Source organism: Patulibacter medicamentivorans, from assembly GCF_000240225.1.
In the GTDB taxonomy this organism is placed as follows: domain Bacteria; phylum Actinomycetota; class Thermoleophilia; order Solirubrobacterales; family Solirubrobacteraceae; genus Patulibacter; species Patulibacter medicamentivorans.
Map to the genome: position 1 here is coordinate 1 of NZ_AGUD01000007.1, position 20,900 is coordinate 20,900.

Annotated in this window: 15 protein-coding genes; 3 read left to right on the forward strand and 12 right to left on the reverse strand. The window is 73.0% G+C overall.

The window, feature by feature from the left end; all coding sequences use genetic code 11:
• Positions 1 to 216: 216 nt before the first annotated feature.
• Both PAI11_RS01250 and PAI11_RS01255 read right to left on the reverse strand, forming a co-directional pair.
• A complete protein-coding gene (locus PAI11_RS01250) occupies positions 217 to 1,956 on the reverse strand; it encodes a DEAD/DEAH box helicase (protein WP_007569988.1) in 1,740 nt (579 codons plus the stop codon).
• Between the two features lie 73 nt (positions 1,957 to 2,029).
• On the reverse strand, positions 2,030 to 4,660 hold the full coding sequence (locus tag PAI11_RS01255) for a penicillin acylase family protein (protein ID WP_007569990.1): 2,631 nt from the start codon (positions 4,658 to 4,660) through the stop codon (positions 2,030 to 2,032).
• A gap of 244 nt (positions 4,661 to 4,904) precedes the next feature.
• On the opposite strand from PAI11_RS01255, the gene PAI11_RS27720 reads away from it, so the two are divergent.
• Complete coding sequence (locus PAI11_RS27720) at positions 4,905 to 8,795, forward strand: hypothetical protein (protein WP_040597565.1); 3,891 nt, start codon at positions 4,905 to 4,907, stop codon at positions 8,793 to 8,795.
• A 488-nt stretch (positions 8,796 to 9,283) separates the two neighbouring features.
• On the opposite strand, the gene PAI11_RS01265 is transcribed toward PAI11_RS27720, so the two are convergent.
• From PAI11_RS01265 to PAI11_RS01300, 8 genes are read right to left on the reverse strand one after another with little or no spacing between them, the layout of a single operon-like run.
• Positions 9,284 to 10,066, reverse strand: a complete 783-nt coding sequence (locus PAI11_RS01265; protein WP_007569994.1) for an SDR family NAD(P)-dependent oxidoreductase — start codon at positions 10,064 to 10,066, stop codon at positions 9,284 to 9,286.
• The gene (locus PAI11_RS01270; protein WP_007569996.1) at positions 10,063 to 10,845 is read right to left on the reverse strand and encodes an SDR family NAD(P)-dependent oxidoreductase; all 783 of its coding nucleotides are present in this window, start codon (positions 10,843 to 10,845) and stop codon (positions 10,063 to 10,065) included. The genes PAI11_RS01265 and PAI11_RS01270 overlap by 4 nt, the downstream gene beginning before the upstream one ends.
• A 35-nt stretch (positions 10,846 to 10,880) precedes the next feature.
• Complete coding sequence (locus tag PAI11_RS01275; protein WP_081488183.1) at positions 10,881 to 11,927, reverse strand: zinc-dependent alcohol dehydrogenase; 1,047 nt, start codon at positions 11,925 to 11,927, stop codon at positions 10,881 to 10,883.
• Positions 11,928 to 11,955: 28 nt separating this feature from the next.
• Complete coding sequence (locus PAI11_RS01280; protein WP_007569999.1) at positions 11,956 to 12,744, reverse strand: SDR family NAD(P)-dependent oxidoreductase; 789 nt, start codon at positions 12,742 to 12,744, stop codon at positions 11,956 to 11,958.
• A gap of 9 nt (positions 12,745 to 12,753) precedes the next feature.
• Positions 12,754 to 13,923, reverse strand: coding sequence for a sugar ABC transporter substrate-binding protein (locus PAI11_RS01285; protein ID WP_007570002.1), 1,170 nt, complete (start codon positions 13,921 to 13,923; stop codon positions 12,754 to 12,756).
• A 22-nt stretch (positions 13,924 to 13,945) separates the two neighbouring features.
• On the reverse strand, positions 13,946 to 15,103 hold the full coding sequence (locus tag PAI11_RS01290) for an ABC transporter permease (RefSeq protein ID WP_007570004.1): 1,158 nt from the start codon (positions 15,101 to 15,103) through the stop codon (positions 13,946 to 13,948).
• Positions 15,103 to 16,647 carry a sugar ABC transporter ATP-binding protein gene (locus PAI11_RS01295; protein ID WP_007570006.1) on the reverse strand — a complete coding sequence of 515 codons (1,545 nt, stop codon included), beginning with the start codon at positions 16,645 to 16,647 and terminating at the stop codon, positions 15,103 to 15,105. Before PAI11_RS01295 ends, PAI11_RS01290 begins: the two co-directional genes overlap by 1 nt.
• The gene (locus tag PAI11_RS01300; protein ID WP_040597568.1) at positions 16,644 to 17,156 is read right to left on the reverse strand and encodes a VOC family protein; all 513 of its coding nucleotides are present in this window, start codon (positions 17,154 to 17,156) and stop codon (positions 16,644 to 16,646) included. Before PAI11_RS01300 ends, PAI11_RS01295 begins: the two co-directional genes overlap by 4 nt.
• Positions 17,157 to 17,253: 97 nt before the next feature.
• On the opposite strand from PAI11_RS01300, the gene PAI11_RS01305 reads away from it, so the two are divergent.
• The gene (locus tag PAI11_RS01305; RefSeq protein WP_007570009.1) at positions 17,254 to 18,153 is read left to right on the forward strand and encodes a LysR family transcriptional regulator; all 900 of its coding nucleotides are present in this window, start codon (positions 17,254 to 17,256) and stop codon (positions 18,151 to 18,153) included.
• A gap of 49 nt (positions 18,154 to 18,202) precedes the next feature.
• Here PAI11_RS01305 and PAI11_RS01310 read toward each other — a convergent pair whose 3' ends face one another.
• Entirely contained in the window at positions 18,203 to 19,297 is a 1,095-nt protein-coding gene (locus tag PAI11_RS01310; RefSeq protein ID WP_050897057.1) for an SDR family oxidoreductase, read from the reverse strand.
• Positions 19,298 to 19,420: 123 nt separating this feature from the next.
• Here PAI11_RS01310 and PAI11_RS01315 point away from each other — a divergent pair, with 123 nt between their 5' ends.
• On the forward strand, positions 19,421 to 20,563 hold the full coding sequence (locus PAI11_RS01315) for a N(5)-(carboxyethyl)ornithine synthase (protein ID WP_007570014.1): 1,143 nt from the start codon (positions 19,421 to 19,423) through the stop codon (positions 20,561 to 20,563).
• Between the two features lie 10 nt (positions 20,564 to 20,573).
• Here the strand turns inward: PAI11_RS01315 and PAI11_RS01320 are convergent.
• Positions 20,574 to 20,900, reverse strand: a 327-nt coding sequence (locus PAI11_RS01320) for a helix-turn-helix domain-containing protein (protein ID WP_138974039.1), incomplete at its 5' end; no start/stop codon positions are given.

A 20,900-nucleotide genomic window follows, 5' to 3' on the forward strand; every position in this document is an offset into this window, starting at 1 on the left:
GCCCGGACCAGCGGCGGGCGCTCGCCGCGCGCGACCTCGAGCAGCAGCGCGTGCGAGAGCGCCATGTCCCGCAGCGGGTCGTCGGGGAAGCCGTCGCGCAGCAGCTGCACGACCCCAGTCTCGCCGATCGACCGCTGCGGCCCCGTGGCGCCGGGCCTCCGCCGCGCTGCCGCGACCGCCCCGGGTCCGCCGGCGTCCGCGCGACCCCGCCCGCCGCTACCGCCGCACGTGCGTCGGACGGCCCTTCATCGTCAGGCCCTGCAGCGCCCGGACCGTCTCGTCGGCCCGCGCCTCGGGGACCTCGACCAGCGAGAAGCGGTCGTGGATCTGGATCGAGCCGATCTCGCGGCCGGACAGCGAGGACTCGCCGGTGAACGCGCCGACGATGTCCTTGGGGCGGACCCCGGCTCGCCGGCCGGCGCTGACGAACAGCCGCGTCGTCGGCCCCTCGAGCGCGGGCGCGCCTTGGCGGTCGCCGCCGGGCCGGCCGTCGCCGCGGCGGTCGCGCCCGCCGCGATCGGGACGCCCATCGCGATCGGGGCGCCCGTCGCGCTGGCGGCGGTCTCCCCCACGCGCCTCCTGCTGCCACGTGCGGCCGGCGTCGGGGATCTCCTGCTCGTCGTCGTCCCCGCCGCCGCCCGCCTCGTGGGCGAGCTTGACCGCGGCCAGGGCCACGTCGACGATGTCGAACTCGTCGGCGAGCGCCTCGACGACGACCCGCATCCGCTCCAGCTCGTCGCCCTGCAGCAGGCTCTCGCGCAGCGCCGCCTGGGTCATCTCGAGCTTGCGGGCGCGCAGGTCCGCGACCGTCGGGACGACCTCGATCGCGACCTGCTGGCCGGTCAGGCGCTCGATCGCCTTCAGCATCCGGTGCTCGCGCGGCTGGGCGAGCGTGATCGCCACCCCCTCGCGACCGGCGCGGCCGACGCGGCCGATCCGGTGGACGTAGGCCTCGGGCGCCGACGGGACGTCGTAGTTGACGACGTGGGTCAGCGTGTCGACGTCGAGCCCGCGGGCCGCGACGTCGGTGGCGACGACCAGCTCGGTGGTGCCGCCCTTCAGCCGCTCGACGACGCGGCTGCGGCCCTCCTGGTCGATCCCGCCGTGCAGCGCCTCGGCGCGGTAGCCGCGGCCGTTGAGGGTCGCCGTCAGCTCGTCGACCTCGGCCCGGGTGCGGCAGAAGACGATCGCCGCCGTCGGCTCCTCCAGGTCCAGCACCCGGCCGAGCGCCGCGGCCTTGTGGGCGCGCGGGACGACGTAGGCGGTCTGGCGGATCTTCGGGCCCTCGCCCGGGGCCGGCGCCTCGCGGGCGAGCTGGATCCGGACCGGGTCGCGCAGGTGGCGCTGGGCCATCCGGTCGATCCGCTTCGGCATCGTGGCCGAGAAGAGGACCGCCTGGTGCTCCGTCGGGATCGCGCCGAGGATCGCGTCGAGATCCTCGGCGAAGCCCATGTCGAGCATCTCGTCGGCCTCGTCGAGGATGATCGTCTTCAGGTCCGAGAGGTCGAGCGCGCCGCGGTTCAGCAGGTCGAGGGCGCGGCCCGGGGTCGCGACGACGACGTCGACGCCGCGGTGCAGGGTCTTCAGCTGGCGGACGATCGGGGTGCCGCCGTAGACCGGCAGCACGCGGGTGCCGAGCTCGAGCCCGTACTTGTGGATCGCCTCGGAGACCTGCATCGCCAGCTCGCGCGTCGGTACGAGGACCAGCCCGGCCGGCTTGCCCGTCCGCTCGCCCGCGGCGATCCGCTGCAGCAGCGGCAGCGCGAAGGCGGCCGTCTTGCCGGTGCCGGTGGCCGCCTGGCCGAGCAGGTCGCGACCCTCCAGCAGCGGGCCGATCGCCTCGCGCTGGATCGGGGTCGGTTCCTCGTAGCCGAGCGTGCTCAGCGCGCTCAGCAGGCGCGGATCGAGCGCCAGGTCGGCGAAGGTCGTGGGATTCGGGGTGGCGTCGTCGGGCAAGATCAGGATTCCTCTCCCTCCATGCTGACGGGCGCGTGCGGACCACGCGCGCCGCCTCCCCCGCCGCGGCCCCTCAGCGCTGCCGCCCGGTCAGCTGCACGGTCTGCCCGCCGACCTTGATCGCGATCGCGTAGTCCCCGCGCCTGACCCGCGGCGAGACGGCGACGGTCGCCCCGGTGCGGGCGATCCGGCGGACGACGCGCTTGCCGCGACGGATCCGGATCGCGACCCGGCCGCGGGCCCCGGCGGTGTTGGTCACGGTCAGCCGCGGGCGCGCGGTGCCCCGTGCCTCGCGCAGCGTCACCAGCAGCGGCTGGCCGGGCCGCAGGTCGACCGTCCGCACCCGGTCGTCGGTCGGGTCGGCCTCGAGGTCGGCCGGGCAGAACGGCGCCTTCACCCACTGCTTGCGGCTGAAGAGCTTCGTCTGGTCGCTGGAGTGGACCGACCCGGGGTTGGTCGACTCGCCGTAGGTCAGCAGCGTCCGGATCTCGGGGCAGCCCGGCTTCAGGTGCACGGCCTGGATGAAGGACGAGCCGTGGATGACCTCGGTGTAGCCCCTCTTCGGGTCCCAGGTCGGCGTCACGACGTTGAACACGCCGCTGGCGTGAGGTCCGCCCGGGATCGGGATCCGCTCGCCGCGACGGGTCACCGCCTGGCCCTGGCGGAGCGTCGCGTCGAGCGGCAGCCCCGCGCCCTGCAGATCGGAGATCGCCTGCTGGAACGCGCCGATCGCCAGCGGGTTCAGCGGGTTCAGCCCGCCCGGCGTGTTGACCGCGTCGCGGTAGTCGAAGGCGGTCGCGAACGGTCCCAGCAGCCCACCCGGCAGGGCCAGCGGCAGGGCGCCGGTGAGGCGCGTGACGAACCGCTGCCAGAGGACCGCGCCCTTCGCGTCGAGGTCGTTGCGCATGTTCCACTCGCGCAGCACCCGGCAGGCCTCGCTGCCGCAGCCGGCGACCAGCGTGTCGCGCCAGATCTCGGCGCTGTAGACGCGGTTGCCCATCCCGACCCGCATCAGGTTCTGCAGGTCGAAGCCCTTGCCCGGCAGGCCGTCGGTGCCGTCGATCCGCTCCTGCAGCTGCTTGAGCCCGATCCGGGTCCGCAGGGACCGCGGCGTCCGCTCGTCGCCGATGATCTTGCTGTAGCCCTCGAGCGGCTGGGCCGGGTTGGTCAGCCAGTACGAGTCGTTCATGTTCGACACGTGGTCGTCGCGTCTCAGCGACGGCAGGTTGCGCGGGCCGAGGATCCCGGGCGCGGCCGCGTCGGGGTCGTTGCCGGGCAGGCAGGCGCTGTTGGTGCCGTCGAGCACCGGCAGCCGCTGCAGCAGGTCGGTGACGTGGCCGAGCACCTGCTCGCAGTTGTCGTACTTCGCCCGGTCGATGTTCGGGATCGAGCCGATGTCGGCGTAGTAGGCGTTGCCCGCGGTGTCGGCCGCGATCGTGTTGACCCAGGGGATCCCCTCGTACTTCTTGAGGACCCGGTCGATGTCGTCGACCGACTGCGCGAAGTCCATGTCGAAGAAGTGGTTCAGCAGCCGGCCGAAGTTCTCGGCGTTGCCGTCGTAGAGCGCGAAGGCGGTCACCGGCGTCCACGGGAACAGCGGCAGGCCGAGCAGCGAGGTGAAGATCGGCCCGTGGTGCGAGGACCACAGCGTGCGCGTCCGCGGCACCAGCTTGCCGCCGGGTCCGGGCACCTGGACGGTGACCTTCTCGCCCGTCAGCTGGCGGACCCGGCCGTCCTCGAGGTAGCTCGTCGGCCCGACCATCAGCAGCTGGTAGGGGACGAACCGGCGCGCCGTCGAGACCGTGTGGCTCCAGGCCGCGCCCTTCGTGGCGCCGATCAGCACGATCGGCACGCCCAGCAGCGACCCGCCGGTGACGTCGAGCTTGCCGGGGATCGTGAGGTGCGCCTGGTAGAAGCGCTCCGGCCCCTGCCACGGGAAGTGCGGGTTGCCGTAGAGCAGCCCGTGGCCGTCGCGCGAGGCCCGCCGGCCGATCGCGTAGGCGTTCGAGCCGAGGCCGCCGAGGCGCCGGTCCAGCTCGCCGGCGGGGATCGACTTCGCGCGGGCGACCAGGTCGACCGGGCCGGTGATCGGCTGGGCGCCGGCGATCCCGTCGATCGCGACGCCGCTCGAGGCCAGGATCGACAGCGAGTAGAAGCGCCGGTAGACGTCCCCGATCGTGATCGGCCGCACCCAGCCCTTGCCGCGACAGGTCCTGTCGGGCACGCCCTTCGACCCGCCGACGCTCTTCAGCCAGGCGTTCCAGCCGTCGACGTAGCCCGCGAGCGCCTGCTTGATCTCCGGCTTGGGCCCGAGCGGCGGCGCCTGCCTGGCCAGCCGCTCGACCGTCCCGCGGTCCTTGATCCGCTGGTAGAAGAAGTCGCTGTTGAGGTTCTTGGCGGTCGAGCCGTTGCCGCGGATCGGGTAGCTCTCGTCGGGACCGAACCAGCGCGAGCGCTCGCCGTTGGCCGTGACGTAGGCCTCGGCGACGGTGCAGACCGCGTCCTCGGCCAGCGCCTGCGCGTAGCCGTAGCCCATCGACGCCAGGTCGCGCGCGTTGATGTGGGGGATCCCGTACGCGGTGCGGGTGACGGTGACGTCGTAGCGCTTGGCCGGGGCTGGTCGAGCGTCCGCGGCGACCGCGCCGGACGGGGCGACCGCGAGCGCGATCAGGGCCAGGAGCGACGACGGGACGATGCGCAGCACCCCCGCAGACTAAGCGAACAGCGATGTTCGCGAAAGGTGGGCACTTGGGACAGTGTACGCCACCCTGTATCGCGCGTCGACGTTCGCCGTTCACCGAATGAAGACCACAAAAACGTTGCATCGCGCGTTAGGCTGCGCAGCGCGTGAGCGCCTGGCCGCCATCGGCTTCGCGCTCCCGGTGTTTTGGGACACACACCCAGGGGGAATGATGGGATCAGGATTCGCACGGCGCAGGAGAGCGCACGTGCTGACCACGGCGGTCGCCTGCGCGATCGCCACCACTGCCGTGGCTGCACCAGCCGCGCAGGCGAAGCCACCGACGTGGGATCCGCTCGGGCCGGTGCTCGGGCTGCTCCAGGGCAAGAACGGCCTCGGTGAGGTGCTCCAGGGCGCCCTCTGCGCGCCCGTCAGCGGCGTCGACTCGCTCGTCCGCGCCACCGGCAAGAACCCGGTCAGCGACCTGCTGACCCCGGTCACCGGCGGCCTGACGTCGCTGGTCTGCAACGCCGGCGTGATCGACTACCAGTTCGTCACGAAGCTGCGCGAGCCGGACGGCTCGATCACCGAGCGCGTGCACCGCACGGCGCTCGGCGTGCCGACGACGCTCAACGTCGACCACGACGCCGAGCCCGACCTGGTCGGCACGATCACGCTGACCGGCCCGAACACGGTCGGCCTGGTGGTCGAGCGGGCCCAGAACGAGAAGTCGCCGCTGCCGGTCCAGGTCGAGGCGGTCCTCGGCAACTCGAAGGGCACCGTGCTGGGTGGCCGTCGGATTGCCATCGGCTACGACGCCCGCGACGATCGCGCACCGCGCAAGTTCACGATCTCGACCCCGGTCGACACGATCACGAAGTCGAACGGCAGCGTCCGGGCCAACATCCAGCAGAACGATCCCGGCGCGCGGATCGCGGTCGTGGCCGACATCTTCGACGGCTCGCCGACGGCGCGCCTCAACGAGACGGCGATCCGGCTGGACTACCGCAAGTCCCCGCACAACGCGTCGTTCACCGCCAGCCTCGGCCACGCGACGGCGCTCTCGGCGACCACCGACAACCCCGGTGGCCTGCTGACCGCGTCCGTCGACTCGCCCGACCTCAAGGCCGACGTCGCGCTGCGGGCGCTGCCGGCGAAGCTCGACCTCGCGGTCGACGCCGACGGCGGGCAGGTCACCTACAACGGCAACGGCACCTCGATCGAGCGCCTGACGGCCGACATCGAGTCCGCTCAGGACCTGATCGGAGGCGCTCGCAAGCTGCGCGTCGACCTGCTCGGGATGCCGGTCGCCGGCGCGGTCAAGATGCGCGCCCCGGAGGGCGGCAACCAGCAGCTCGGCCTGACCTCCGACGGCGTGATCGACCAGATCGACGTCCGGGCGTCCGACGCCACGAGCGGCTACCCGCAGGTCCCCGGCGCCGATACCGACGGCGGGGCCTTCCTCGACACGACCGGCGGCAAGTTCCGGCTCGCCGCGCGCATCTTCAAGCTGAAGTCGATCCTGGTCGACCCGTCGCCGATGTCGCTGGAGGTCCAGACCGACCAGGCGCAGACCTTCCGGATCGACGCCGCGATCGACGGCAGCGGCCAGGGCGCGCCGCCGATCGCCGCGAAGGCCACGATCCAGGACCTGCCGACCGCGCTCAAGCTCGGGCTGGTCGAGGACGGGGCGAACTCCAAGCTCCAGTACGCGGCCAGCGCGCCGATCAGCCTGATCGACGCCGAGGCCTCCGGGATCTCCGTGGTCGACGGCGCGGACAAGCTCCACGTCAAGCTCCAGGGGATCGACGGCAACGGCGACATCGGCCTGCGCTCGGACGAGGACGGCACCGTGGGCCTGGTGGCCAACGGCGTCAACGTCGACCGGATCGAGGTCGAGGCGGCCGAGGCCGGCGGCGAGTTCCCGCAGGTTCCGGGCGGTGCGGCCGGCGCGTTCGTCGACGCCACCGGCGGCAAGTTCCGGCTGGCCGCGCGCATCTACCAGCTGCGCGCGATCACGATCAACCCGTCGCCGATGGCGCTGACCCTCGACACCGGCACGGAGGGCCCGTTCCGCATCGACGCGACGCTGCCGGGCAGCGACGCCGCCGCTCCGCCGATCGTCGCCAAGGCGACCATCGACGAGCTCCCGACGCACCTGAAGATCGGCCTGGCCGAGGACAGCAGCGGCCAGAAGCTGCTCTACGAGGCCAACGCGCCGATCGACCAGATCGACGTCCAGGCCACCGGCGTGCCGCTGCTGGACGGGGCCGACAAGCTCCACGTCAAGCTGCAGCAGATCGACGGCAACGGCTCGATCGCGATCCGCACCCCGGCCGAGGGCCAGGAGGGCTCGAAGCTGGGCCTCGTGGCCGACGGCGTCAACGTCGAGCGGATCGAGCTCGAGGCCGCCGACGCGACCTCGGAGTTCCCGCAGGTCCCGGGCGGTCCCGACGACGCCGGCGCGTTCCTGGACAGCACCAACGGCAAGTTCCGGCTGGCCGCTCGCGTGTTCCAGCTGCGGGCGATCGAGGTCGGCACCTCGCCGGTCAGCCTGCGGGCGACCACCGGCGTCTCGAAGCCGTTCCGCGTCGACGTGACGCTGCCGCCGACCGAGGAGGACCCCGGTTCGGGCGATCCCGGCAGCGGCGATCCCGGCTCCGGCGACCCCGGCGGCGGCGATCCCGGCTCCGGCGACCCCGGCTCCGGCGATCCGGGCGGCACCCCGACCCAGTGCACCCCCGAGCAGCCCGGTGGCGGTGAGCCCGGCGGTGGCGAGCCCGGCGGTGGCGAGCCCGGCGGCGGTGAGCCCGGCGGCGGTGAGCCCGGCGGTGGCGAGCCCGGCGGCGGTCCGCAGCCGATCCACGTCGAGGCCGAGGTCCTGGACCTGCCGACCACCTTCGAGCTGGGGCTGACCGCTCCCGCCGAGGGCTCCGACGAGGACACGGAGCTCAGCTACGAGGCGAGCTCGCGCGTCGGCGACATCCGGATCAAGGCCACCGGCGTCCCGCTCCTCGAGGGCTCGGACGACATCGAGGCCGCGATCCACGACGTCCCGACCGGGTTCACGCTGGCCCTGCCGAAGCAGGACTGCACCCCGGGCACGCCGCTGGCGAAGCTGACCACGGCCGACGATCAGGCGATCGGCGAGCTGCGGCTGGCCGCCGGTCGCCCGCTGCCGGCCACCGGCCTGCAGCCGAGCGGCGATCCCGACCCCGCGGTCGACGATCTGTTCGGCTACAGCACGAGCGGCGGCATGGGCGTCGCGGTGCGGCTGACCGCCCTCAAGGGCCTCAGCATCACCCTCGACCCGATCGCGATCCACCTCGATCAGGACGCCACCAAGTCGAAGCCGATCGTCCTCGACGCGGCGATGGCGCAGGAGGGGTCGACGACGCCGTCGACGATCACCGGCCGGATCAGCAAGACCTCGGCCTCGACCACGATCGGCACCGAGCTGGCCGAGGGCCAGCCGACGAAGCTGAAGTTCGAGAACGCCGCCAACCTGGCGCAGATCAAGCTGAAGGCCCTGAACCTGGGTGACATCCCGGAGCTGGACCTGACGCTCGACAACATCCCGCCCAAGCTGGATGTCTGCGTCGACTCCGGTCCGCGCTGCCGGCGGCCGAACCCGAACGTCCTCAGCGGCGGCACGGGTGGCGGGGACAACCGGCCGTTCGCGGCCCAGACGTCGATGAACTTCGAGGACAGCGGAACCCAGGCCTCCGGCCTGACCACGCTGAACGCGAAGCTCCCGATGGCGGGTCAGACGGTCTCGGTCACCAACCTGCGGTTCCGCAACCTCGGGATGGACCTGGGCCAGGGCCCGACGTTCTCGTTCCTCGGCAACACGATCCCGCGGATGTACATGTTCATCGACTCGCGGAATCAGCAGTTCGTGATGAACGAGATCAAGTACCCGCCGACGGTCGAGTCGTTCAAGATCGGCTCGGACGGCAACCCGGCGATCGCGAGCAACCGGATCGTCTGGCTCAAGGGCACGAAGAGCCTCGGCCTGCAGCTGGACACGGCTGCCGGCGGATCGCTCGACTGCAAGGGCACCGCGGCGCTCAACATGAAGGTCCTCGGGTTGAACATCAACCTGCTGAACTTCCTGGGCACGCAGATGCTGCCGGTCTGCTCGGCCGGCAAGCCGTAGGGCACTGAAGGTCGGGGAGGACGCCGGTCGGCGTCCTCCCCCGCCCTTCATCACCTGCTCCTCCGTAGTTCTCACGGTCCCACGGAGGGCGGGCCTCCCGGATGACCGGGGGCCACCGCGGCACCTAGCGTGAGCGCATGCCCTCGATGACCTCGGCGCGCTCGGCGCGCACGTGCTGCCGTCGGCGGGCATGGCCGCCGGGAGCGTTCGCCGCATGATCAGCATGCGGGACGAGTCCTCCCGGCCGGTCGAGAGACGACCGGCTCGAGTGGCGGCGACGGACGGATCGGGGGGCCCGTCCGGAGCCGTCTTCTCGTGGGCCGCGACGGTTCGCGGCGGGAGATGTCCCGCCGCAGGCCGCGCGCGCTGACCAACCGGTTCGCGAACATGCTCGCCGCGCTCTGATGGGGGCGCGGCGAGCAGCGTCGCGGCGTCACCCGGACAGGCGCGTGACCCGATCGGCTGATCCCGGCCGGGCGCCGATCCTCTCAGACCGCGACGTAGCCGCCGTCGACGCAGACGTTGCTGCCCGCCACGAACGACGCGCGCGGGGACAGCAGGAAGAGCACCGCCTCGGCCAGCTCGTCGGGGGCGGCCAGGCGCCCGATCGGGTGCGCGGCCACGATCGCCGCCCGCGCCGCCGCCGGATCCGGCAGGCCGTCCAGGTAGCTGGTGAGCATCGGCGTCTCGACCGAGCCAGGGCTGACCGCGTTGCAGCGGATCGCCTGCGCCGAGTAGTCGGCCGCGATCTGGCGGGTCAGCTGCAGGACGCCGCCCTTCGACGCGCAGTAGGCCGCCTGCCCGGGCAGGCCGACGGTCGCCGAGATCGACCCGAAGTTGACGATCGCGCCGCCGTGGCCCTGGTCGAGGAACGCCCGCACCGCGTGCTTGCAGGTCAGGAAGGTCCCGGTCAGGTTGACCGAGAGCGTCCGCCGCCAGTCCTCGAGGGTCGCCTCGGCCACCGGGCCGACGGTGATCGTCGCGGCCGCGTTGACCAGGCCGTCGAGCGCTCCGAAGGCGCCGCGGGTGCGGTCGATCGCCGCCACCACCTCGGCCTCGTCGGCGACGTCCAGCGGCACCGCGAGGGCGCGCTCCCCGAGCGCGGCGGCGGCCGCGGCCAGCGCGTCGCCGTCGCGGTCGGCGAGGGCGACGCTGGCGCCCGAGGCGACCAGCTGCTCGGCGATCGCCCGGCCGATGCCGCCGGCGGCGCCGGTCACCAGGACGCGCATCCCCGCGACGCCGCGGTCGACGGCCGGCTCGCTCCCGGTCATGCGGCGTCCACGATCCCGCCGTCGACCTGGTAGTCGGCGCCCGTCACGTGCGACGCGGCGTCCGAGGCCAGGAAGACGATCGCGTTGGCGACGTCCTCCGGCCGCCCGAGCCGCCCCAGCGGCATCTTGCGGACCTCCTTGGCGAAGTGGTCGATCGCCTCCTCCTTGCTCAGGCCGAACTCCTCGGCCAGCGACTCGGCGAAGCCGCCCGGCTTCTCCCACGCCGGGGTCAGGGTCGGGCCCGGCGAGACGCAGTTGCTGCGGACGCCCTTGGGCCCGAACTCGATCGAGATCGCCTTCGACAGCATCAGCACGCCGGCCTTGGCGACGCCGTAGTCGACGAAGAACGGGTCGGGTGCGCGAGCGACGTCGGACGCGGTCGAGACGATCGCCCCGGAGCCCTGCCGGACCATGTGCGGCAGCGCGGCCCGCGACGCCCGCACCATCGAGAAGAAGTTGACGTCCAGCAGCGTCCGCCAGTCGTCGTCGCTGACGCTCAGGAAGCTCTCGCGGTAGGGGAAGATCCCGACGTTGTTGACGAGCACGTCGATCCGGCCCCAGCGCTCGACGGCGGCCTCGACGGCCGCCACGGGCCCCTCGGCGCTCGACAGGTCGCCGGCGATCCCGACGACGCCGTCGATCGCGGTCGCGGCGGACGGATCCAGGTCCGCGGCCACCACCCGGGCGCCCTCCTCGGCCAGCTGGCGGACGGTGGCCAGGCCGATGCCCGATCCTCCGCCGGTCACCACGGCCACCTTGTCGTTCAGGTTGAGCTGCATCTCGTCGTTCCTCGTGTTCTGGTTGGTGGAAGGGTTCAGGCGACCTGCAGGTGCACCTTGCAGTGCCGCGGGTCGCGGGCGGTGTCGTTGAGCGCGTGGACCGCGTCGTCGAGCGGCACGCGGGCGGTGACCAGCGCGGCGGCGTCGAGTCGCCCGGCCGCCATCAGGTCGATCGTGCGCGCGAACGACCAGCTGGACGCGAACGCGCCGACGACCGCCAGCTCGCGGGTGACGACGACGTTCCAGTCGAGCGTCACCGCACCGGTCGGGATGCCGGCGGCGACGACGCGACCGCCGACCGCCGCCAGGCTCAGGGCGTCGTCGATCGCCGGCCCGGCGCCGACGCACTCGAAGACGACCGACGCGCCCTGGCCGCCGGTCAGCTCGTCGAGCGCGGCACGGGCGGCCGCCGCGTCGGGCGACGCCTCGCCGAGCCCGATCGCCGCGGCGAAGCGCCGCCGGCTGGCCTGCGGGTCGACGAGCGTCACAGTCGCCGCGCCGGCCGCCAGCGCGCACTGCGCGGTCGCCAGCCCGACCGGGCCGGCGCCGACGACCGCCACGTGGGCGCCGGCCTCGACGCGGCCCTGGTCGACGAAGTTCACCGCGCAGGCGTAGAGCTCGATCAGCGCCGCCTGGGTGTCGTCGAGCGCGTCCGGGACCGGGACCACCCGTCCCACCGGGGCGCTGACCGCGTCGGCCATCGCCCCGTCGCGCCAGATCCCCAGGTGCGACATCCGCCCGCAGCGGTTCGGCCGGCCGCGGCGGCAGGCCAGGCAGCTGCCGCACGGCACCAGCGGCTCGACCGTGACCCGCGCGCCGGGGGCCAGCAGCCGCCCGAGCGCCGGGTACTGCGAGCGCTGGGGCGGGCCCGCCACCTCGACGATCTCGCCGACGAACTCGTGGCCGAGCGTCAGCGGCAGCTCGTCGGGATCGATCAGCGCCCCGTGGTGCAGCACGTGGACGTCGGTGCCGCAGATCCCGACCGTCGTCGGGCGGATCACGACCTCGCCCTGCTCGGGGCGCGGCTCCGGGACCTCCCGCAGCTCGGCCGTCCCCAGCCCGGTCACCTGCACAGCGCGCATCAGGCGGCTCCTGCTTCGTCGTGGGTCCTCATGCGGCGGCCACCAGCCCGCCGTCGACGCGATGGTCGGCGCCGGTCACGTGCCCGGCCAGGTCCGAGGCCAGGTAGGCGATCACCGACGCGACCTCGTCCGGTCGGCCGAGCCGGCCGAGCGGGGTCTGGCGGACCTCGACGGCGAAGTGCGCCACCGCGTCGTCGCGGTCCAGGCCGTACTCGTCGGCCAGCGCGTCGGTGAACCCGCCGGGGCGCTCCCAGCCCTTCGTCCTCGTCGGCCCCGGCGAGACGCAGTTGCTGCGGACGCCGGCCGGGCCGAACTCGGTCGCGATCGCCTTCGACAGCCGCAGGATCGCGGCCTTCGTCACCGAGTAGTCGACCAGGAAGGGGTCGGGCGCGCGGCCGACGTCGGACGCCACGCTGACGATCGATCCGCGTCCGGCGGCGACCATCGTCGGCAGCACCAGCCGGCAGGCGCGGATCATCGAGGACAGGTTGACCTCGAGCAGCTCGGCCCAGTCGGCGTCGGTGACGCTCAGGAACCCGCCCTCGCGGTAGGGGAACTGGCCGACGTTGTTGACCAGCACGTCGACGGTCCCCCAGCGGTCGATCGCGGCGTCGATCGCGCGCCGCGGCCCGTCGGGGCGCGACAGGTCCACCGGCACCGCCTCGACGTCGGGCCCGAGCGCGGCGGCGGCCGACGGATCGCGCGAGACGGCGACGACGTGCGCGCCGGCGTCCCGCAGCGTCCGCACGGTGGCCAGGCCGATCCCCGCCCCGGCGCCGGTGACCACGGCCACCCGTTCCTCCAGATGCAGCTCCACGGTCGTCGCCTAGGCCAGCAGGACCGGGGCCTGCTGCAGGGTCAGGAGGCTGTCGGCGTTGTCCTTGGTCACCAGCGGGCCGTCGACCACCACCTTCTTGGGCGGATCCGGGATCAGGCCGCGCTTGTGCATCGCGGCGATCACGATCGCGTAGCCGTGGACCCGGCAGGAGTCGTGGCGGAAGGTCGCGGCCAGCTGCCCGGACTTGACCAGCTTGATCGCCGGCGGCATCCCGTCGGTCCCGCCGATCAGGGTCTTGCCGGTCCGCCGCGCCGACTTCAGGGCCTGCAGCGCCGCCAGCGCCATGTCGTCGTTCTGGCAGTAGCCGATCGTGATGTCGGGGTACTTCGTCAGGTACGAGTCCCACTGCTTCTGGGCGGTGCCGGAGTCCCAGTTGGCGAAGTCGGTCGTCAGCAGCCTGATGTCGGGGAACTCCTTCAGCGCCGCCATGAACCCCTTGTGGCGGTCCTGCTGGTCGGTGCCGGGCGCCGGGCCGCGGGTCTCGATGATCGTGCCCTTGCCGCCGGCCTTCGTGCACAGCTCCTTGGTCACCTGGTAGCCCATGTCGTAGGAGCTCTGCTCGGTGAAGGTCAGGTAGCCCCACTCCTCCCCCGGCTTGCCGGTGTTGGAGGTCATCTGGACGACGTCGGTGCCCTTGCCGACGATCTTCCGCAGCGGCTCGAGCACGGTGCCCGCCTGGGTCGCGGTGACCATCGCGATGTCCCACGTCTTGATCGCCGCGTTGTCGAGCTTGGCGCGCTGCTTGGTCGGGTCCAGCTCGCCGTCGACCCAGGTCAGGTCGACGTTCAGCAGCTTGGCCCACTGCTCGATCGTCTGCTTGCCCTGGGCGTACCACATGACGCCGAGCCCGCCGTTGGTCCCCAGGCCCTTCAGCGCCTTGCCGTAGACCGATCCGCTGACCGCCCCGGAGGCCTCCTCGGGCGAGGTCTTCAGGCCGCAGCCGGCGAGCGCCGGGGCGAGCACGCCGAGGGCGACCGCCCCCAGTCCCCCGCGGCGGATCGCGTCGCGCCGGCTCAGCCCCTTCTTCGCATAGTGCTGCTGGACCTCGGCGCTGTAGCCCTCGTACTCGCGCTGGACGGCGCGGCGCTGCTCGGCCTCGTGGTCGTCGGGCGCGTCGCGCCGCTCGCGTCCACCGTCGGTTCCCGGATGCTGGGTCATGGCTCTCTCCTCGTGATCGTCGTCAGCGGGTGGCCGACGGCTGGCGGTCGGTGGACGGCGCCGGCGCGCTCGGCGCGGCGGGGGTCGGGTCGGGCGGCTCGGCGCTGCGCTCCAGCAGCGACTGGGCCTGGGCGCGGCGGGCGATCCGCAGCATCAGGACGTTGAGCGCGATCGCCGTCAGGAACAGCAGCCCGCGCACGAACGGCTTGATGTACGGGTCGATGTCGAGCTGGTCGAGGCCGTTGTCGATCACCCCGTAGAGCAGCAGCCCGATCACCGTGTAGCCGATCCCGCCGCGGCCGCCGAAGAGCGACGTGCCGCCGAGCACGACCGCGGCGATCGCCGGCAGCAGCAGCTCGGTGCCGGCGTCCGGCTGGGCCGATCCCAGGCGGCCGATGTTCATCAGGCCGGCAATCCCCGCCAGCAGCCCGGCGAGCGCGAAGACCATCATCACGATCCGCTTGGTCGGGATCCCCGACAGCTCGGCCGCGTCCTTGTTGGCGCCGGTCATGTAGACGTAGCGCCCGAAGCGGGTGCGGCTGAGCACCAGGTGCGCCAGGAGCAGGATCACCGCGGCCGAGATCGCGACCCGCGGCACCGGCCCGACGTAGCCCGAGCCGATCGACTTGGCCAGCGACGGCACGGTGTACTGGTTCTCGCCCTGCGACCAGTAGAACGCCCAGCCCTGGGCCAGCAGCAGGATCCCGAGGCTGCCGACGAAGCTCGGCACCCCGAGCTTGGCCGTCAGCGCGCCGCTGACCCAGCCGAGGGCGGCCGCGATCACCAGCACGGTCGCGATCCCGACGATCTGGTCGCCGGTGCCGGAGCCCATGTAGAGCTGGCCGACGAACGGGATGTCGATGTCCTTGCCGCCGAAGAACAGCGTCGCGGCGATCCCCGAGAGGATCGCGATGTTGGCGAACCCGAGGTCGATCTCGCCGAGCAGCAGGACGTAGGTGACGCCGGTCGCCAGCACCGCCAGCACCGCCATCTGGGCCAGCAGGTTGAAGAGGTTGTCGCTGGAGACGAACGAGCTCGGGGCGAGGATCGCGAAGAGCGCGAACATCAGCACCAGCGCCCCGGCCGGCCCGAGGATCGGCGCGTGCTCGAGCGCCCGTCGGCGTAGGTCGGCGCGCGGGCGGCGCCCGGCGGTCGGTGTGCGGACAGCAGCGGTACTCATCAGAACGCCTCTCGCATCAGCTGGTCTTTGGTGACGGTGCGGTCGCTGAACGCGGCGACGATCCGCCCGCGCTTGGCGACCAGGACGCGCGTGGCGCAGTCCAGGACGATCTCGGGCTCGCTCGAGACGACGATCGCGGCGCGCCCGTCGGTGGCGAGCGAGCGGACGATGTCGACGACCTCGGCCTTGGCGCCGACGTCCATCCCGCGGGTCGGCTCGACGAGCACCATCAGCCGCGGCGGATCGATCATCCAGCGGGCCAGCACGACCTTCTGCTGGTTGCCGCCCGAGAGCGCGCCGGCCGGCAGCTCGGGGGTCCCGTTGGCGACCCGCAGCCGGTCGATCAGCCCCTCGGCGACCGTCCGCTCCCCGCCCTCGTGCAGCAGCGGCCCGCGCCGCTGGAGGGTGGCGAGCGTCATGTTCTTGAAGATCGGCTGCTCGAGCGCGAGCGCGGCCCGCCGGTCGCCCGGGACGAAGCCGATCCCGCGGTCGCGGGCGCGGCGGGTGCCGCTGCCGTCGGCGGCGTGGCCGAGGACCTCCAGCTCGCCCTCCTCGGGGGCGCCGAGGCCGAAGAGCATCTCCGCGAACGCCGCGTGGCCGGAGGCCAGGTCGCCGTAGATGCCGACCACCTCGCCCGCGCGCACGTCGAACGACATCTCGTGGACCGACGGCGGCCGCCGGACCCCGGCCGCGCGCACCAGCACCTCGCCGTCCGGTCGCGGCGGAAGCCGCAGCTCCTGGCCCGCGAGCCCCGCGCGCAGCGCCCGGCCGGCATCGCCGACGACGTGGCCGACCAGCTCGTCCTTGGTGGTGTCGGCGACGTCGACCGTGGCGACGCGGCGCCCGTCGCGGATGATCGTCGCCCGGTCGGCGTGCTCGATCACGTCCTCCAGGAAGTGGGTCACCAGCAGGAACGAGACGCCCTGGTCGGCGAGCCGGCGGATGCTCCGGAAGAGCTGGGCGATCTCGTCCTGGCCGAGCGCCGAGGTCGGCTCGTCGAGCACGATCAGGCGCCCGCCGGAGCCGAGCGCGCGGGCGACCTCGACCATCTGCTGGGTGCCGACCGACAGCTGCTCGATCCGCGTGTCGACGTCGACGTCCAGCTCGACCATGTCGAGGTGCGCGCGGGCCGCGGTCCGCAGCCGCCGCCAGTCGACGCGACGCTGGCCGTGCAGCTCGCCGCCGACGACGTTCTCGGCCACGCTGAGGGTCGGGAAGAGCGCCAGCTCCTGGTAGACGACGCGGACGCCGACGTCGAGGGCGTCCGTCGGGCCGCCGATCGCCACCGGCTCGCCGTCGACGAGGAACTCGCCCTCGTCGGCGATCACCGCCCCGGCCAGGCACTTGACCAGCGTGCTCTTGCCGGCGCCGTTCTCGCCCAGCAGCGCGTGGACCTCGCCGCGGCGGATCTCCAGGTCGACGCCGCGCAGGGCGCGGATCGCGCCGTAGGTCTTGGCGATGCCGCGCAGGGCGACGATCGGCGGCGCGGCGGCGCCGGCCGGCGTCGCGGGGCCCGACGGCGTCGGGGCCGTCGCGGGGCTCATCGCCCGTCGCTCCCGAGCACCGGCTGCTGCTCGCGCAGGTGCAGGTAGAGGCTGGAGCGGAGCCCGTCGGGCGTCTGCTCGACGGTGTCCGCGAGCCGCCGGAAGGTCGGCAGCCGGCTGTGGTCGAGCGTCGCGATGTCGGGCCAGTTGACCTCGACCAGGTTCCCGGCCGGGTCGCGCAGGTACATCTGGACGGCGCCGTCCGGCAGCTCGTAGACGTCGGCGAAGAACGCGGTCCGGTCGTGGATCCGCAGGTCGCGGGCGCGCTCGAAGGCCGCCTCGAAGTCGTCGACGTCGAGCGCGATGTGGTGGAACTGCGGCGCCGGCGTCTCGCGCTCGAAGATGTGCAGCTGCTGATCCCCGAGCCGGAAGTACTGCACGGGGAAGGCGAACGTGTAGGTCGGGATCTTCTCCAGACCCAACACCTCGCTGTAGAACCGCACCGATTCCGCGAGGTCATCAGCGTGAATTGAAACGTGGTTGAGTCGGGTTGCACGCACTTCGTTCATCTCCTTGGACCTGCCGCAACGTATTGCGTGTGATCAACGACACGCAAGACCGGTATCCTTGTGGGGTGAAGGCGGGGCCTATGGAGAGGTGTAGTCGGTGACCTTGCGTCAGTTGGAGTACTTCGTCGCGGTGGTCGACGAAGGGTCGATCAGCCGTGCCGCCGAGCGCGTGCGCGTAGCCCAGCCGTCGGTCTCGCAGCAGATCCGCGCGCTCGAGCAGGAGCTCGGTGGCGCGCTGCTGGAGCGGCTCCCCCGATCGACCCGCCTGACCCCGCTCGGGCGGGTCTTCGAGCCGCAGGCGCGATCGGTGCTGCTGGCGGCCGAGACCGCGCGCGAGGTCGTCCGCGGCGAGCTGCGCCAGCCGACCGGCCAGCTGGAGATCGCGACGGTCCGCTCGATGGCCGGCACGCTGCTGCCGGGGCCGATCAGCCGCTGGCGCGCGGCGCACCCCGGCGTCACGATCCGGCTGCACGAATTCCCCCACCGCGCCGAGCTCGAGGAGCGCTTCCAGAGCGGCGTCGCCGATGTCGCGATCGGCCCCCGTCCCCAGCGCTGGGACGGCGAGATCCACGAGCTGGGCTGGGAGGAGTTCGTCGTCGTGCTGCCCGCGGACGACCCCGAGCTGGCCCGTCCGCGGATCTCGCTGGCGTCGCTCGCCGACCGCGATTGGGTGCTCTACGCGAGCGAGCACGGGCTCTCGGAGCTGATCGCGTTCGCCTTCGCCCACGCCGGCTACATCGCGGCCCCGGCGGTCCGCACGTCGCAGGTCGACGCGGCCGCACGGCTGGCCGCGGCCGGCCTCGGCCCGGCGATGGTCCCGATCGGGAGCGTGCCCCACGAGCTCGCCGACCTGGCGCGGCCGTTGCAGCCCGCGTTCGGACGCGCGATCGCGGCCTACACGCGCGAGACCCTGTCGCCGCTGGCGGCGACCTACGTCGCGTCGCTGCGCGAGGGCTCCTGGCCGCCGGTGCCCGACGGCGCGCTGATCGCGCCGTAGCGCGGTCGCGCGACCAGCGACAACCGGGAATCAACCAACCTGAAACGTCCTAGACGACCCTGTCGTCCTGCAACCGGCGGAACCACTCACTCATCCGGTCGAGCGTGTCGTAGCAGTCGTGAAATCCTGCTCGCCGAAGTTTGGTGGTGTTGGAGATGTTGTCGTCTTCCGATCCCAGGATGAACTGCCCGAATCGCCAGTCCACCACCTGCTCCCACGGCGTGTCGCGCAGGCCCCGTCGTCGCACCCGCTCGCGCCAGATCCCGCCCTTGCCGCGCATGTGGGACGGCAGGTCCAGCGGCTGCGGGTCCGCGATCTCGAGCCCGAACGCGTCGGCCAGCCGCGGCCACAGCTGCCGCCAGCGGAAGACGTCGCCGTTGGTGACGTTGAAGACCTCGCCGCGAGCGGCCTCGCTGCCCCCGCTCCAGACCGTGGCGCGGGCCAGCAGCTCGGCGTCGCTGACCTGGTAGAGCGCGTCGTAGGCGCGAGCCGTGCCGGGGAAGCGGAGCGGCACGCCCGTCTCCTGGCAGATCGCGGCGTAGGCGACGAGCGCCAGCAGCAGGTTCATCGGCGTGCCGACCGTGTGGCCGATCACGCCCTCCGGCCGCAGGATCGTCCACGACCAGCCGTCGGCGGCGGCGCGCTCGCGCAGCAGGTCCTCCTGGTCGTAGTAGAAGTTCGGCCCGAGCAGCCGCGGATCGCGCTCGTCGCTGGGCGTCTTGAACGGCCCCAGGTGCGCGCCGTAGGCCTTCATGCCCTGGTACAGGGTCACGTGACGCAGCGGCGCGCCGCCGGCCCGCAGCGCGTCGAGGACGTTGCGCAGCAGCGCCAGGTTGGTCGCGACCTGCTCGTCGAGGTCCAGCCGCTCCGCGTAGGCGGCGAAGACCAGGTGGGTCGTGTCGGCCGCGGCCGCGCGCAGCCCGTCCGCCGCCGCCGCGGCGTCGAGCAGGTCGACCGCCAGGTGCTCGACCGCGGCCGGCGCGTCGACCGGGCGCCGGCGGCTCAGCGCCCGCACCCGCCACCCCGGCTGGCGGGCGTACTCGGCGGCGGCGTAGCCACCGATCACCCCACCGGCGCCGGCGACGAGCACCGTCCCCGGACGTGCGTTGGCGGCCGCAGCGGCGTGCGCGTTCCCCTCTCCCATGCGCCGGACCCTCGCACCCGTCGCGGGCGGGCACAAAGACCGGTCGCGGATACGGGCATAGGCTGCTCCGATGGCGGCGGCCCGATCCGCGGCCGGGCTTGGCGGCGGGCGTAGACTCGTTCGGTGGAGCAACTGACCATCGGCGTCGTGGCGACCTCCCGCAAGCAGGACGAGCGCCGGCTGGCCATCCACCCCGCCCACCTGGAGCGGATCGACCCCGGCCTGCGCGAGCGGATCGTGCTGGAGCGGGGCTACGGCGAGCGGTTCGGGTTCGACGACGCGCAGCTGGCGCCGCTGGTCGGCGGCCTGCGCGCCCGCGAGCAGCTGTTCGCCGAGTGCGACGTGCTGCTGCTGCCCAAGCCGCTGGCCGAGGACCTCGAGGACCTCCGTCCCGGCCAGGTCGTCTGGGGCTGGCCGCACTGCGTGCAGGACGCCCGGATGACGCAGCTGGCGATCGACCGCGGCCTGACGCTGATCGCCTGGGAGGCGATGAACCACTGGACGAAGGAGGGCAACTTCAGCGTCCACGTCTTCCACAAGAACAACGAGCTGGCCGGCTACTGCTCGGTCCTGCACGCGCTCCAGCTGCGGGGGTCGACCGGCGACTACGGCCGGCGGCTGCGCGCCGCCGTGATCAGCTTCGGCGCCACCGCTCGCGGCGCCGTGCGCGCGCTCTCGGCGCTCGGGATCAGCGACGTGACGGTGCTGACGCAGCGCAGCGTCTCGGCGGTCGCGTCGCCGTTCGCGTCGGTCCGGATGCAGCACTTCGAGCGCGATCCGGCGAACCCGAGCAGGACCCTGGCGCTGAAGGCCCCCGAGCCCGGACCGCTGGCCGAGGTCCTGGCCCACTACGACGTGATCGTCAACTGCATCCTCCAGGACACGGAGGAGCCGCTGATGTTCGTCACCGACGACGACCTGGGCCTGTTCCAGCCCGGGACGCTGTTCGTCGACGTCTCGTGCGACGAGGGCATGGGCTTCGAGTGGGCGCGCCCGACGTCGTTCGCGGACCCGATGATCGCCGTCGGCCACGGGCTCCACTACTACGGCGTCGACCACAGCCCCTCGTTCCTGTGGAACTCCGCCACCTGGGAGAACAGCGAGGCGCTGCTGGAGTACCTGCCGATCGTGATGGCCGGGCCCGACGCCTGGGACGGCAGCGAGACGATCCGGCGCGCGATCGAGATCCGCGCGGGCCGGGTCCAGAACCCACGGATCCTGTCGTTCCAGGGCCGCGCCGCGGCCTTCCCCTACGCGGTCGTCTGACCGCGGCGGGTCAGCTGGCGGCCCAGCGGCGGGCCAGCTCGCTGCGTGATCGGACGCCGAGCTTGCGGTAGGCCCCGCGCAGGTGGTGCTCGACGGTTCGCGGCGACAGGAACAGCGCCGCCGCGACCTCGCGGTTGGTCGCGCCGCCGGCGACCAGGTCGCAGACCTCGCGCTCGCGGGCCGTCAGGTCGTCGGCCCCGGTCGCCGCGCCCTCGACCGGACGGCCGGCGGCCGCCAGCTCCTGCTCGGCGCGCACGACCCAGTGCGCCGCGCCGAACGCCGCGAAGCTGGCGCGGGCCGCCTCCAGCTGGAGGCGCGCGTCGACGCGGCGGCGGGC

Excerpts from the sequence above, each read along its gene's own strand:
- PAI11_RS01285 (WP_007570002.1), bottom strand. The coding sequence starts at position 13,923 with ATGACCCAGCATCCGGGAACCGACGGTGGACGCGAGCGGCGCGACGCG.
- PAI11_RS01275 (WP_081488183.1), bottom strand. The coding sequence starts at position 11,927 with ATGCGCGCTGTGCAGGTGACCGGGCTGGGGACGGCCGAGCTGCGGGAG.
- PAI11_RS01270 (WP_007569996.1), bottom strand. The coding sequence starts at position 10,845 with ATGCAGCTCAACCTGAACGACAAGGTGGCCGTGGTGACCGGCGGAGGA.
- PAI11_RS01295 (WP_007570006.1), bottom strand. The coding sequence starts at position 16,647 with ATGAGCCCCGCGACGGCCCCGACGCCGTCGGGCCCCGCGACGCCGGCC.
- PAI11_RS01300 (WP_040597568.1), bottom strand. The coding sequence starts at position 17,156 with ATGAACGAAGTGCGTGCAACCCGACTCAACCACGTTTCAATTCACGCT.
- PAI11_RS01265 (WP_007569994.1), bottom strand. The coding sequence starts at position 10,066 with ATGACCGGGAGCGAGCCGGCCGTCGACCGCGGCGTCGCGGGGATGCGC.
- PAI11_RS01310 (WP_050897057.1), bottom strand. The coding sequence starts at position 19,297 with ATGGGAGAGGGGAACGCGCACGCCGCTGCGGCCGCCAACGCACGTCCG.
- PAI11_RS01290 (WP_007570004.1), bottom strand. The coding sequence starts at position 15,103 with ATGAGTACCGCTGCTGTCCGCACACCGACCGCCGGGCGCCGCCCGCGC.